Source organism: Sphingomonas sp. PSPC2-2 (assembly GCF_049897725.1).
Lineage (GTDB): Bacteria > Pseudomonadota > Alphaproteobacteria > Sphingomonadales > Sphingomonadaceae > Sphingomonas.
Genome location: NZ_JAFCWU010000017.1, coordinates 1 through 13897 on the forward strand (window position 1 = coordinate 1; position 13897 = coordinate 13897).

The window sequence follows — 13897 nt, forward strand, 5'->3', positions numbered from 1 at the left end:
ATCCTGTCGGGTGTCGTCGCACTGGTGGCGGCCGGAGGGGGAAGCATTGGCCACCGCAGCCGCTGAGGCTGGACGTGATGCTTAGCGTACGTTTTTGGGCCTTTTCTCACCGGTCCCCAAGGTGGCGCTGGAGGCGATTTGGGGCGACCTGACACTGGCGAAGTTAGCGACGACGTACGGCATCCACCCGACGATGATCGCGACGTGGAAGCGGCAGGCGATCGACGGCATGGCGGCGACCTGAGCTGCTACCCATTCTTGGACCACCCGGCTGGGCGTCATCCAGTTCCTGCCGGCCAGGGCGGGCCATGTGCCGCTGACCGGTTCATCAGCGATATCGGCGGCTTATTGCCGATCGCGCTATGTGGTCGCACCTCGTTATAGTCTCTACGCCAAATCTCGCATTTTCCGACCGCGTCGTCGAGGCTCATGAACCAGTGCTGGTTCAGGCACTCCGCCCGAAACTTGCCGTTGAAGGACTCGATGAACGCATTCTTCATTCGAACACGACGCCGCGCAGCGTCCTTCTCTCAGTTTCGCTTTCACCCGGCGCTTCGGTGGCTTTTGTCGCAGCTGCAGTCCCAACTCCTTGTAAAGCCGATAAACACGCTTCGCGTTCACGTCCCAACCCTCCCGCCGGAGCAGCACATGGATCCGGCGATAACCGTAACGCACGCGCGTTTCAGCGATCTCCTGCATCCGCTTCTTCAGGTCGGCCTGATCCGCGCGGCGTCCACGATAGTGGTAGCTCGATCGCTCCGCCCGAAGCACGCTGCACGCCCGTCGGATACTGACGGACCAGATGCCCCGGATGTCGTCGACGAGCTGACGCCGCCGATCAGGCCTCAGAGCTTTCGCGAGACGACATCCTGCAACATCGCCTTGTCGAGACTCAGGTCGGCCACCAACCGCTTGAGCTTCGCATTCTCATCCTCGAGCTGGCGTAATCGCCGCATCTCCGATGGCATCAAACCGGCGTATTTCTTGCGCCAGGCATAGAATGTCATATCGCTGATCCCGGCTTTGCGGCACACCTCGCCGATCGTCGTGCCGTCCTCGGCCTGCTTCAACACAAACGCGATCGGCACCTCGCTGAACTTCGATCTTTTCATCGCTCACTCCATCGCCTGACCCTCAATCCTAAACTGGAATTTTCCAGCTCAAAACGGTCCAGGAAACGGGCGGCAGGTCAAAAGGGGCCATGGGCTTTTGCGGGTCTCCTGCTTCTGATGCTGAATGTCGATTGGGCTCCAAATCACCAAGATTTAACCTACGCGGAACGGATTGCGAGGAGCGGGCGCTCAATATTGTCGCAAACCGTCGCCCACGAGAAACGCTCGCCGTAACGCGTAATAGCTTCTGGCTCTGGCCGGGCCGCGGCACCATTCAGCAATAGCCTTAGCACCTCTGCATCCACATCGGTGGAGGTGAAGCGTGCCCAAGGCGGCGCGACGCTACGATGGATGGGCAAGTCCGAGCAGATGACTGGCAGCCCGTAGGAGCCTGCCTCCACCAGCGGCATGTTGAAGCCTTCCGCGTGAGACAAGGTCAAAAAAATCCCGGCATTGCGGTACAACCAACGCAAATTAGCATCGCTGGCTTTCTGCAGCCATGTGACGCCCCGCGCGGTCAAGCCGTCAAGCACTGCCAGCGCGCCCTGCCATCCCGGCCGACCGGCAACGATAACCTGCCAATCGGCCAGCAACGCTGGGGTCACGATCCTTTCCAGTGCCTCGTAATTTTTGCGTGGCTCAACCGTGCCGACCAGAAGCAGGATCGGGCGATCGTCGGCAATTCCTTCTGGACGCACATCGTGCGCTGACATTTCCAGACCCGTGGCACATCCGGCAAGCAAAACCTCGCGTCCGAGCGTCTGCTGCAAGTCTACCCGCGCGACGTCACTGATCGTAAAAATCAGATCGTAACGATCGAGCATCCAGCTTTCATAGTCGCGAAACAGCAACCGTCCTTGGAGGGACATCTGCTTACTGCGCTTCCAGGGGAAGTCATCTGCGATGATGCGTGCCAGCGGCATGTTGTTCATTCGCATCGACGGTGACGCAGGCGCACTGCCACAGATCATCACGCCGGTTCTCCGGACTTCCCGGGGCAAGCGCCAATAGGCTGTGCTCCACCCCGGCAAGTAATGGCCGACCGCTATGACCGGCAATCCCGCTGGAACGCGGCTGCGATCAGCAACAAGGGCAATGGCATTCGCATTGTTGTGCGCGGAAGCGATGAAAGTATTGATGGCCACGCGTTCGACGCCGGTAGGTCTCGCCAACCTTGTCGCGAATATGAGATCGTGTACTACATAGCGAGGTCGTTCAGCCATCAGTGCGGGATCCGCGAACGCCCTTTGCGAGTTCACGGACCGCAAGACCGAGAAATTTGTAATCCTTGAAAATATAGCGCGGAATGAGGCGAACGGGGTCGTTCATCATCCGCCACAGCCATTCCAAGCCGCTTTGCTGAACAAAGCGCGGGGCTCGCCGCGCCGTACCCGCCGCAAAGTCGAACGCGGCACCAACCCCGAGGATGACATCGCACTGCAATTCCGAACGCCAGCGATAAGCCCATTTTTCCTGCTTCGGCGTACCCACTCCAATGAACAAAATATTTGGCTGCGTCGCATTGATCATTTCGACAATATCTCGAGACACCCGCTCGTCATGTTCAAATCCGAAGGGTGGTGAATAGACTCCGCTTACCTCAAGACCGGGAGCACCGGCTTGCAGCTTATCGGCCGCCAAAGCCGCGACCCCCTCGCGCCCGCCCAGCAGGAAAATCGACGCGCCGCGCTGCGCCGCCCCCGCCGAAACCGAAAAGAGCAGGTCCGCTCCGGTCACGCGCTTGGGCAATCCTTCGCGATATCGCAGCCGACTCAACCATACTAAAGGCATACCGTCCGCAAAACGATAGCGCGCCTCGCGGAAGACAATACCCATTTCCGTATCGTGCACCATGGAAACCACGTGATCCACATTCGGTGTTACCACCAACTCGCGCCTGCCCAGCCCTATGAGCCCAATCACCTCTTCGGTTGCCTGTGATAGCGTAACCGCTGAAAAACGGAGATCGAACATCGTTAACGATCTAGAAATATTTCTGTTCATTGCAAATTTACCACAGGCTTACCCTCTGGATAGGGCGGTGTATTTGAAATGTATGAAATTGATCTTTTACTTGCGAATCCTGCCAGAAACCAAGCAAACCAAGATGAAGTCGTTGCAAAAAACACACCAGAGATGATGGAAAGGCTGATAATGGCCGCAATCATCAAAATTGCTATTGATACTGTAGGCGAATTTTCGCGACTGTTATCAATATATATACCTCTCATGAACATAATGAAAAGTATCGTAGGACCTAGTCCAAAAAGGAATAGAACATTTAACATTGCTGGTTCGAACTCCGGAATTTTCCCGCTCACAAGCGCTCCAGAAATGATCGTAGCTGGATCGAGGAATTCGAATATCTTTGATACAGAAAGAACGTGCGCTGCTGTAGAACTATTTTCCGATACATCAGAAATAAAATCACCAAATATGAGCGTAAAAGATAGTCCGAGTACTGAAATTATCAACGCGACACCGAATCCAGTTTTTTTCATCCGATAATAAATCGCGACGGCTATCGGTAATATTAAAAACACCGCACGCGTGAAGGATGCTCCGATGATGCACGCAAAAAGTATGACGATCAATGCACGGTATTTAGGCAGTAAATAATAAGCAGGAACGACAGCGGTCATGCCGGCATAGGCCAAAGCGAGAGGATCTCCGAACGAACCGACGAACCGAACGAAGGATATTCCTTGATAGGTATAGTAAAAATTACCATGCAGACCGTCTACGACATCGTCGCTGAATCCTTTTACGTCCAGAATAAAGCTTGCGTAATTGAGATAGTGACCCCAAAGTTCTACGGAACCAAGTAATACATTCAACGCAGCGAATATAATCGATATTAATATATAAGATATTGCGAAACTAGAAATTAAATATCTTATACCAAAGTCAGATTTGTTTCCGACATAGAGACCAGAAAAATATATAATTACAGGAAATACATAGATATAGACTCGTGCGAGCGCTTTCTCACCAGGATGGGCGGCCAAAATAGCAATAGCCATTAAAACAGTGGCAACAAGGTAATAAATACCAAACCATTCGTATCTCTTTATCTTCATTCCTGTTGAAAATTCTAAGCAAAATCCAATAAATAAAATAATAAATACTGCATATTTTGCGTAAATAATCTGAATGGCTGCTGCGCTGCTTGAAAATTGAGTATGCAGCCAAGCACCGGCAGCATTGTCCATAAGGTTCAATGCTATGAGTACGAAGAGAAATATCTTCAGAGCCATTTTGGCTGGCTCTTTTGATGCGATGCGTACTGACATAAAAATTAGCGCCGCGCAGAGGGGGAAGATGCGTCAACCGCGATGTCTGTCACCCACGGGTTATTGCTTTGCCGGTCGATCTGATTACCGGCCACGATCGACAGCCATTGGGCGGGGCACGAGGATGGCACGGTAAAGGGAATGATGCTCCGGATGCCGCCGAGTGCGGGTGAAGCGGGGAGCGCAGTAGACGTGAGCGTCCTCGTATCAGAGTTGCAGCGAAGCTCTATTTTCGGGCGCTCCGTCACGGAGCCCGTTATATTTCCGGTCGTGAACGCGAGGCGGTAGGTGCCTGCACGCAGCACTAGGAGCTGGCGGGCAAAATCCCCTGATTGGCCGCCTCGGTTGATGAGGAGAAGAACCGGCGCATTGGCGTCGTTAACCCCCGGTTGAGCCGAGAGTGAATCATTTTCGGAAAGGGACCACTCAAACGGTGTCAGGCCACCAGCCTGATCAAATCGCGGATTGCGGATCGCCGACGAGGATACGTTGCCGGTGAAGCGCCGATATAGCGCAAAGGCGAAATCCGGCCGCCCATGCTCGACCAATTGCGCCATGGCCAGCGATACGCGGTTCCGGTCGTCCGGGTCGGTGCGACTGAAACGCATCGCATTGACAAGCAGGTTGAAGTTTTCAGCGCCGGGAAAGGCACCAAGCAGGCCGCCGAAAAATTCAGCCTTCCACGGCGGATTCGAGGCAAGAACTGCGGCGATGGCATGCGCGACCTGCGGTTGAGCACTTGCTTGCAACAGGATCGGGAGAAGCTTCGCACGGTACTCGTCGCTGATGCGGAAGATATGATCGTACGTTTCCAAAGCCTTAGCGATATCGCCAAGTGCGACATAGTGCTCGACCAGCCACATCTGAGTTTCAACGTCGCGGCGCGTTATCTGTGCACTATATTTAAATGTGCTGCTCTCGTCTCTGGCCGGGGTCAGGATAGATCGGGCAAACCCCAGTGCGGATGCGCCCTCGCCGCTCATCGGGCTTTCCAGTAGCGAGCGGACTGCCAGACGTTCGGCCATCCGCGCCGAGCCTGGTGTCCCCTTTACGGCTAGGGCCATGGCGACCCGCTCCAACGCCTGACTGTTGTGCGCGTCGAACCGTAGTGCCAGTTCCGGGTCGGAGCGCACGAAGACCAGCCCGCTCGTAACAACGAAAGTCAGAATCATTCCAATCAATATCGGCGGTGCGAGCAGCAGGGCTCTCACAACCGGGGAGTGCAAGGGTATTCGCCACCGCTCCATCGGTGATTACGCAGCGTTCTTACCGGATGCGTCTTCATTGCCGTAGCTGTATCCGTAACTATACAAATAGCCGTAATCTGCTTTGCGCAAGTCAAACTTCGTGAGAACAACACCGAGAATAGAGACATTAGCGGCTCTCAACCTGCTAATCGCAATCTGGGCCATGTTCTTCTGGCTGCTATGGGCCTGAACTACGAAAACCACACCTTCAACCTGACTGCCGATCAGCGGGGCGTCAGCCAGACCCAGCAATGGTGGAGCATCGATGATGATATAGTCGAAATGTTTCTTCATCTCCGCAATCAGAGTAGCAAGCCTATCCGTCTCAAGCAGGTCTGGCGCACTCGGCGGATTGGGGCCGGCAGTGATGATCTGCAGCCCGGGAATATCGGTGGTCCGAATGAGGTCCTTGAGATCTTCTCCTGCCAGGAAGTTACTCAGACCGGCTTGATTGGCAATGCCAAACAAACTGTGCACTGATGGACGCCGCATGTCGCCGTCGACTAGGAGCACCCGGTTCAAAGACCGCGCGAGCAGGCTTGCGAGCGCGTAAGACGTTGTGGTCTTCCCCTCGGAAGCACGCGTGCTGGTGACCGAAATGACTTTGGGAAAGCCATGCTCCCGCGCCAGCGACAAGGCCATTCGCGTCGAGTTGTAAGCCTCGGTAATCGCCGATTTTCGATCCCGTAGCTCATCTGCCGGGCGTATATCCCGCCGCACTGTCGGAATCGTGCCGAGCAGCGGCACGCCAAGCTCATCGGGGACTTGCTGCGGGTCGGAGATGGCGTTGTCGAGCTGCTCCTGCAGAAGTGCTATACCAAAACCGAGTACAGCACCGCCGAAAATGGCACCAAACAAAATAATAAGCGTGTTTGGCCACGTTGGCTTCAGCGGCAATTCCGCGTTGTCGACAATCGAGATGTTGTTTGAACCGACGCCACCGGCAACACCAATTTCTTTATATCGCTGCAATAGTGCATCGTATAGTTGCCGGTTGGTATCGACATCGCGCAGATATATATTATACTGAATGCTACGCCGCCGGTTGTCGAGCACACCCGATTTCAGCGACTGAACCCGAGTCTGCAGGAGGTTTTCGCGCGCCAGGGCGGCTTGGTACGTCTTGTCGATTGTGCCGCTGATCCGGTGTTCTTCGACAGCGATAGAACGATCGAGCTGATCGATTTGTGCTTTGACCTGCTTAGCGGGCGGATAGTCAGGCTCGAATTGCGTCATCAACTTAGCATAGTCAGCCGCGCGCGTCGCTCGCTCCTGTCGGAGCAGAGAAATAGCTTGGTTGGTAAGACTTTCGCTCGCCTGTTCAGCCGGCGTATTTCTACGGCTCTGGGCCGAAATGCGGTCGGCGGTGGCTTTCGCCAGTTCCTCGTTCAGTGTTTCGAGATCGGTATCGGCAAGGGATCGTTCGTGGGTGCCCGCTGCATTGCTCCCTCCCGCCACTCCGGGAAGGTTCACGATTCCCTGCTCACCCGCGTAGCGGACAAGCTCGCGCTCTGATTCATTAATACGCTGCCGAAGTTGGGACAGGCGCCCTTCCAAAAAGTTGCGCGCGTATGACGTCGCTTCGTAGCGCCGCTCCAAGGTTGTCTTAATAAAACCCTGCGCCCAGGCATCAACGACGCGCTTCGAAAGCATCGGATCCGGGCTTACAAAGCGCAGGCGCACAAGGCGCGACAGACGCTCGCTGCTCACGGAGATATGCTTCAGCAGGACCGATCCGGCACTACGAATCCGGCTGGCGCGCGAAGTCGGAAGGAAGCGCTCACCTTGCGACCAATCCGAATCTAAAGCCCCGAATTCCTTAAAGAACTCCCGGTTATCGTATAGGCGCAGGTCGCTAGCCACCCGCTCTGCCAATGACTGGGAGCGCAGAAGGCCATATTGGGTCTCGTAAAACTCCTGATCGACGATCATCTGCTGGGACTGGGAAGCCCCAACCGAGACCAGGCTTTCGTTCTCGCGCTTAATCTCGACCAAAGCCTCGGCCGCATATTGCTTGGTAGTGAGCAGCGCGTAGGTCACGCCGACAAGGAGCGCAGCACCCGTGACCGCCAAAATCGTCACATATCGGCGGCGCACCAATGTAAGAAGCTGGGTTATAAGCTTGGCCGACGGGGCAGAGGGTAGCCCCGCGTCGGAGGCCAGCATGGACGAAGCAGGCGTTGTCACGCTTTGCGGCCGATCAATTATTTGCATTTTATTGTGCTCGCTCAATAACGCTGAATAAGCGCTACCAGGGGCGCTACCAGAAGCCCCGAGGCCTGAATGAATGTCCGGAACGAGCGAGCACCCCGGTCTTCCCCAACCGAGATGAGATCGTTGGCGTACACTTCGGGATCGGGGTAAATGCCTTGGCGAATAGCCCGGACGTCATAAAGCGCGACCATCTGCTTATCGTCAACCTGACGAAACACGGCAACGTAGGTCAGATTGGCAAATTCTCCCGCCCCTTCCGCCTGCGCGATCGCACGAACGAGAGTCAGTCGTCCGGTTACGGGGTACAGGCCTGGCTTCGACACCTCACCATCGACGGTGATGGTCTGGCTGACCGTATCCACCCCCACGGTGACCTGGGGATCGCGGACATAGCGTCCGCGCAGACCATTGCCGATCTTCTGCGCCAACTCGGTTGAGGACAGGCCCATGGCCGAAATCGTTCCCAGCAGTGGCAGCGAAAGCGTGCCGTCCGCCGCGACCTGAACCGTACGGCTCAACTCCGCTACACCATAGACATCGATCGTAACTTTATCGAGCGGGCCGATCAGATAGGAACGTTGCTGGAGCAGAAGGTCCTTACGCGTAGGCGGCGGGAGTTCGCTCGACGAAACGAGTTTAAGGTCAGGGCGGCCGACAAACTTGGGAGTGGCGCAGCCCCCCAAAAGCATTAGCGCGAGCGAAAGGATCAACGCAGAAGATCGCATGAATTTTCCTGAAAATGGCCCTGGTTGCGCTATCGTTTTGATGAAATTATTATCTGCGCCTCGTTGCCTTATGCCCCGACATCCTATTCCAAAGCAAGACGTGAAACGATGGCGCTTGTCGGTTATGGCGGGTAGGCGGGCATAAGCAGCAGAACCGAAAATGTGGACACGACGCAACGTCTTGGCGGGAATCGCAGGCCTTGGGGCCGCAGCGTCCGGGCTTGATATCGATGCTGACGCCTCCATCGACACCCGCGGCTGGCCATCGCTTCTCGATGCCTTACCGCCACGTATCCGGGCCGCAGCGCAAGCCGGACATTGCGAAGTGGACCTGTCACCGGCCCTGCGCGACGCGGTCGAAACCGGATTGAACTTCGTCATACCCGCCGGAATCTATCCTATAGCTGGCGACGCGATTGAACTACGCAACTCGGGGCAGTGCATCGTCGGCACGGGCGGTGTGTTGCGGCGACTACCCGAACGCGACGGCATTGGCCTGCTAGTATCCGGAAAGGGAATCGTACTGCGGGGGCTACGCCTGAACGGGACGGCCCCGATGCGCGCGCGCGGTCACCAAAACGACATGGTGAAGGTAACGGGAAGCCGGATTGTCATCGTCGACCTTGCCGTGCTGGGCGCGGCCGGGAGCAATTTACGGATCGATCGCGCAAACACTGTTGATATCGTCCGCCCAGTGCTGACCGATGCCTATCAGAATAACTTGATAATCTGCAACGGATCGACCCGGGACATCCGTGTGACGAGCCCAGTCTGCCGACGCACCACTTTACAGAACAACATCTTTGTCACGGCAAGCGAAGGCAGTACGGAGAACGGAGAAACAGTTTTCGCCATCACCATCTCCGATCCGACCTGCTCCGATGCCGGCGATACCGGGATTGAGCTTGGTTATCATTGTTTCGAGTGCCAGGTAAGCGGCGGTTACGTGAGCAACAGCACAAATCCCGCGCTGTTACAGCGTGACGGCAAGCGGAACCTCTGGAAAGGGGTGCTTGTGGACAATCAGCCCTATGCTAATCAGCATAAAGATTATGACGGCGTCGCCGTTACACCGCAATGGGAAGGAGCGTCCTGGCAAAGCGAGACCGAATTCCGGGACATCGTCGTTCGCGGACCAGTGCGCAGAAGCGCCTTTTACTGGGGACAAAGCGGTATCAGACGCATAGACTGCACAGCCCGTGCCAATTCGGTCAACGGCACCGACGCGAATCCAATAACACCGACGGGTAGCGGCGACCTAAAGTCCGGTGCGGTGGGCAACATCATCGTCAAAGGCGGCGTGATCGACGGTTTTGCAACCGGAGACAATTGGAACTTCGACGGACGACCCTACAGGCGCATCGAATGCAGCACTACCGGAGTCGAAATCACGCGGTGTGTGCGGGTGTTCAACTGTTATAACACCACACCGATACGCTGTGTCATCGCCAACAACGCCGGTATCGGTAATCTTCGGGACGAAATCTGGCTTGTATCGGCACAACTCATGCCCTCCGATGGCGAGCCGGGCATATCTCTCGTCTATGACAATAATCACTTTTCTGCGGTAGTTGGGCATGCTCCGCTGCAAATCAGCCTGCCTGTTGCGGCAAATGCGGCAGCGCTGCTCCTGTCTCCAGACAGCAGTTTCGTAAAAGTCGGGGCACCAATGAATGAGCGAGACGTCCCGATTGCGCAATCCGGCGCGTATAGCTTGTTTTCCGCCACAGCCAGGCTCGATTTCAGAATTGTCAGAGGTAAGAACACGTGGAAGGTCGTCGGCCCGGGCATCCTACAAGCGGCTCCCGACGACATCGTGCAGGTAACGGTTGAAAATGACCGGATCGTGCTGCATCAGCGCGGCAAGCTGAAGCAATCGCAATGGATGAAGCTTTCCGGTCCGGGACTGAGAGCTAGTCAACCCGTGTAACCCACGTGGGCAGCGGCACGTCAGATTAAGAGGTCGTGATTTGTTCCGAAGAGAAAGTCGCGCCGACAGGACCAGGCATCAAGCTATGGGATCAGCCCGGCCCCGCAGGATTGCGGCAATCAAAGAACCAAGACTCATTATTTTCCTATGCTTCCTTCTCCTCTGTGCGTGCGGGGGCGGGATTGCCCGGGTCGACGCTTTCCCGCTCATTTATATACGCCCTGCGGCCGTGCTGACGATCGGGGCCCTTTTCGTCGCGCCCGGAACCTGGGACTGGCGCGGACTGCGGATCCCCGCAGCGTTTCTGGCAGCCTTCACGCTGACGATTTTGATCCAGCTCGTGCCACTGCCCCCGACGATCTGGGCGGCGCTTCCGGCGCGCGCGCCGTATCTCGCAGCGGCCGATATCGCAGGCATTCCGCAACCGTGGCGCCCAATAAGCTTGATACCCGTAAGGACACTCAACAGCATATTCGCAATGCTGCCAGCGTTTACAACAGTGGTTGCCATGGCGGGCATCTCGCGGCGTAACTGGTGGGTCATAGGCGACCTCTGCCTCGTGCTTTGTTGTGTAAGTTCGCTGCTGGGCATCGTCCAGTTCGCGACCGGCACGCTATATTTCAGCACGCCCTCTGACCAGGGCATGCCAATAGGCCTCTTTGCCAACCGGAACCATCAAGCACTCTTTCTCGTGATTGGGATCCTGCTGCTTGCCCATTGGGGAATGCGGGAGCGTCGAATCGGCGACCATTTGGCTCGGCAAGGCATCGCGCTGGGCGGAACTCTGATCTTCGTGATCGTTATCCTTCTGACGGGCTCTCGTACCGGGCTGATGCTCCTGCTTGGCGCACTTGCGATGACAGCAGCCACGATGGCCCTCCGCAAGCAGCAGACCCGCCTCCCGACCTTTCTCGTCATTCTGGCACCGTTCGCAATGGTCGCGATCGGCGCATATTTTGCACAGGAATCCAGTATCGTTCGCCTTGACCAGTCGGTCGGCAAGCTCGACCAAGACATGCGTATCTTGGCCCTGCCTACCGTCTGGGAGATCATGGTGCGCTATCTGCCCTGGGGGACGGGCTTCGGCACCTTCGACCGCCTTTTCATGCAGTTCGAGCCTGACGCAATGCTCACACAGCGATTTTTTAATCGGGCGCACAACGATCCGTTGGAGGTGCTGATTACAGGCGGCATTCCGTCTGCCATGATAATCTTGTTGTTCTTGCTCTGGCTGCTCGTGATGGGTGGCTCAGTGTTGAAAAAATGCGGACTTTCAATGGATAAAATACAAACACTTGCGATTGTATCGACACTTTTTATCATGTTGGGAAGTATTGTAGATTATCCTCTGCGAACACCTTTGATAGCAACTATTTTTTGCATAATGGTATGCTTTGCGACGGCGTACAGAGGAAATGCAAAAAACGCCTAGATGTATTTGGTTAACATTAAAATTAAATTGGGGCATTAAAATGAGCAAAACGGCGATTATTACCGGAGTAAGTGGTCAGGACGGCGCTTATCTTACCGAAAACCTTCTTGATCGTGGGTATACGGTTTACGGCACGTATCGTCGTACCAGTTCTGTCAATTTCTGGCGCATCGAAGAGCTTGGTATCGATAAGCACCCGAACCTGAAGCTGGTGGAATACGATCTGACAGACATGGGGTCGGCAATTCGATTGCTTGACACCTCCGGTGCGACCGAAGTGTATAATCTTGCCGCGCAAAGTTTTGTCGGCGTGTCATTCGACCAGCCGCTTGCGACATCCCTCATAACCGGCCTCGGTGCCACTTATTTTCTGGAAGCGATCCGCACGGTCAACCCTGCGGTTCGCTTTTATCAGGCGTCAACATCCGAGATGTTCGGCTTGGTGCAAGCGGTGCCTCAAAGCGAATCCACGCCCTTTTACCCTCGCAGTCCTTATGGCGTTGCCAAGTTGTATGCTCACTGGATGACCGTTAATTATCGGGAAAGCTTTAATATTTTTGGATCCAGTGGGATTTTGTTCAACCATGAATCCCCGCTGCGCGGCCGGGAGTTCGTGACCCGCAAAATCACCGATTCCGTAGCCAAAATTCAGCTCGGACTGCTTGATACGATCGAGCTTGGCAATCTCGATGCCAAGCGGGATTGGGGCTATGCCAAGGATTATGTGGAGGGCATGCGCCTGATCCTGCAGCACGATACGCCGGACACCTTCGTACTCGCCACCAACCGGACGGAAACCGTGCGCGATTTCGTTTCGCTGGCCTTCCGTCACATCGGTATCGATATCGTATGGCGGGGATCGGAGGTTAACGAGGTCGGCATTGATCCGAAGTCGGGGCGTTGCCTGGTGCGGATCAACCCGAAATTCTATCGCCCAGCCGAAGTGGAATTGCTGATCGGAGACGCCACCAAGGCAAAGACCGAATTGGGGTGGAGCAGCACCACCACGCTTGAGGAACTTTGCGGCCTTATGGTCGAGGCGGATTTGCGACGGAACCGCCAAGGTTATTCTTTCTGATGCGCGTACTCGTCACTGGTGCCACCGGATTTACCGGGAGGCACCTGATAAACGTGCTGCACGCGCGGGGCGACGAGCCGTTTGCGTTGCTCGCCGATCTACGGGATGCCGGGGGGGTCGCAGCCGAAATCGCTTCCTTGCGCCCTAATGCGGTAATCCACCTTGCTGCCATGGCTTTCGTGGCCACTAGCGATTTCGATCCATTTTACGCCATTAACCAGGTTGGATCGTTCCATCTGCTTGATGCACTTGCCCGACATGTCCCGGGTATTCCTGTATTGCTCGCCAGCAGTGCGCAGGTTTACTTTTCTGGTTCGTCCGGCCTTCTGGACGAACAGGCGGAGACGAAGCCCTCTAATCACTACGGTCTCAGCAAGTTTGCCATGGAATTAGGCGCTGATTTTTGGCGTGATAAACTCCGACTGATCATTGCCAGGCCTTTCAACTACACGGGTGTCGGGCAAGATAAAAAGTATCTCATTCCTAAGATAGTCGACCACTTCGTGCGTGGAGAGGCGTCAATCGAACTAGGGAATATCGATGTCAGGCGCGATTTTGGTGATGTACGCAGCGTGAGCCACGCCTATGTCGAGCTGATTAACACGCCGGACGCGCGTGGCACGTTCAACGTCAGCACAGGTATGCTGACGTCTGTACGCGAAATTGTAGCTATGTTGGCCGATATTACGGACAACGCGATTTCGATCTCTATCAACCCGGACTTTGTCCGTCCCAACGATATTGCTGTGCTGGGTGGCGATAACACAAAACTCCGCACCGCGTTGCCCGATTGGACGCCTATTCCTCTGGCGGCGACGCTGCGCTGGATGCTGGAACAACAGACGGACTGACCCGGATCGGACGAC

Annotated in this window: 11 protein-coding genes and 2 pseudogenes; 5 read left to right on the forward strand and 8 right to left on the reverse strand. The window is 55.6% G+C overall.

What is annotated here, in order from left to right:
- The first annotated feature begins 94 nt into the window (after positions 1 to 94).
- Complete coding sequence (locus ACP7BY_RS19955) at positions 95 to 244, forward strand: hypothetical protein (RefSeq protein ID WP_156142961.1); 150 nt, start codon at positions 95 to 97, stop codon at positions 242 to 244.
- Between the two features lie 34 nt (positions 245 to 278).
- Here the strand turns inward: ACP7BY_RS19955 and ACP7BY_RS19960 are convergent.
- From ACP7BY_RS19960 to ACP7BY_RS19995, 8 genes and pseudogenes are all read right to left on the reverse strand, one after another.
- Positions 279 to 503, reverse strand: a pseudogene (locus ACP7BY_RS19960) (integrase core domain-containing protein); the annotation flags it as partial.
- A 22-nt stretch (positions 504 to 525) separates the two neighbouring features.
- Positions 526 to 1112, reverse strand: a pseudogene (locus ACP7BY_RS19965) (transposase); the annotation flags it as partial.
- A 158-nt stretch (positions 1113 to 1270) separates the two neighbouring features.
- Entirely contained in the window at positions 1271 to 2257 is a 987-nt protein-coding gene (locus tag ACP7BY_RS19970; RefSeq protein WP_171010608.1) for a glycosyltransferase, read from the reverse strand.
- A 70-nt stretch (positions 2258 to 2327) separates the two neighbouring features.
- Positions 2328 to 3086, reverse strand: coding sequence for a WecB/TagA/CpsF family glycosyltransferase (locus ACP7BY_RS19975; protein ID WP_052192168.1), 759 nt, complete (start codon positions 3084 to 3086; stop codon positions 2328 to 2330).
- A 26-nt stretch (positions 3087 to 3112) separates the two neighbouring features.
- On the reverse strand, positions 3113 to 4405 hold the full coding sequence (locus tag ACP7BY_RS19980) for a hypothetical protein (protein WP_137903273.1): 1293 nt from the start codon (positions 4403 to 4405) through the stop codon (positions 3113 to 3115).
- Between the two features lie 5 nt (positions 4406 to 4410).
- Positions 4411 to 5577: a hypothetical protein gene (locus tag ACP7BY_RS19985; RefSeq protein ID WP_033963986.1), complete on the reverse strand. Its 1167-nt coding sequence runs from the start codon at positions 5575 to 5577 to the stop codon at positions 4411 to 4413.
- Between the two features lie 81 nt (positions 5578 to 5658).
- The gene (locus tag ACP7BY_RS19990) at positions 5659 to 7866 is read right to left on the reverse strand and encodes a GumC family protein (RefSeq protein WP_249340912.1); all 2208 of its coding nucleotides are present in this window, start codon (positions 7864 to 7866) and stop codon (positions 5659 to 5661) included.
- 14 nt (positions 7867 to 7880) lie between these two features.
- Positions 7881 to 8591 carry a polysaccharide biosynthesis/export family protein gene (locus tag ACP7BY_RS19995; RefSeq protein ID WP_081988625.1) on the reverse strand — a complete coding sequence of 237 codons (711 nt, stop codon included), beginning with the start codon at positions 8589 to 8591 and terminating at the stop codon, positions 7881 to 7883.
- Between the two features lie 160 nt (positions 8592 to 8751).
- Between ACP7BY_RS19995 and ACP7BY_RS20000 the strand changes: the two genes are divergently transcribed.
- From ACP7BY_RS20000 to ACP7BY_RS20015, 4 genes are all read left to right on the forward strand, one after another.
- Positions 8752 to 10521 (forward strand): hypothetical protein, encoded by a 1770-nt coding sequence (locus ACP7BY_RS20000; RefSeq protein ID WP_137903271.1) that lies wholly within the window; start codon positions 8752 to 8754, stop codon positions 10519 to 10521.
- A gap of 229 nt (positions 10522 to 10750) precedes the next feature.
- A complete protein-coding gene (locus tag ACP7BY_RS20005; protein WP_033963989.1) occupies positions 10751 to 11953 on the forward strand; it encodes an O-antigen ligase family protein in 1203 nt (400 codons plus the stop codon).
- A 40-nt stretch (positions 11954 to 11993) separates the two neighbouring features.
- Positions 11994 to 13031 carry a GDP-mannose 4,6-dehydratase gene (gene gmd / locus ACP7BY_RS20010; RefSeq protein WP_033963990.1) on the forward strand — a complete coding sequence of 346 codons (1038 nt, stop codon included), beginning with the start codon at positions 11994 to 11996 and terminating at the stop codon, positions 13029 to 13031.
- A complete protein-coding gene (locus tag ACP7BY_RS20015; protein WP_033963991.1) occupies positions 13031 to 13882 on the forward strand; it encodes a GDP-mannose 4,6-dehydratase in 852 nt (283 codons plus the stop codon). The genes gmd and ACP7BY_RS20015 overlap by 1 nt, the downstream gene beginning before the upstream one ends.
- The last annotated feature ends 15 nt before the right edge of the window (positions 13883 to 13897 follow it).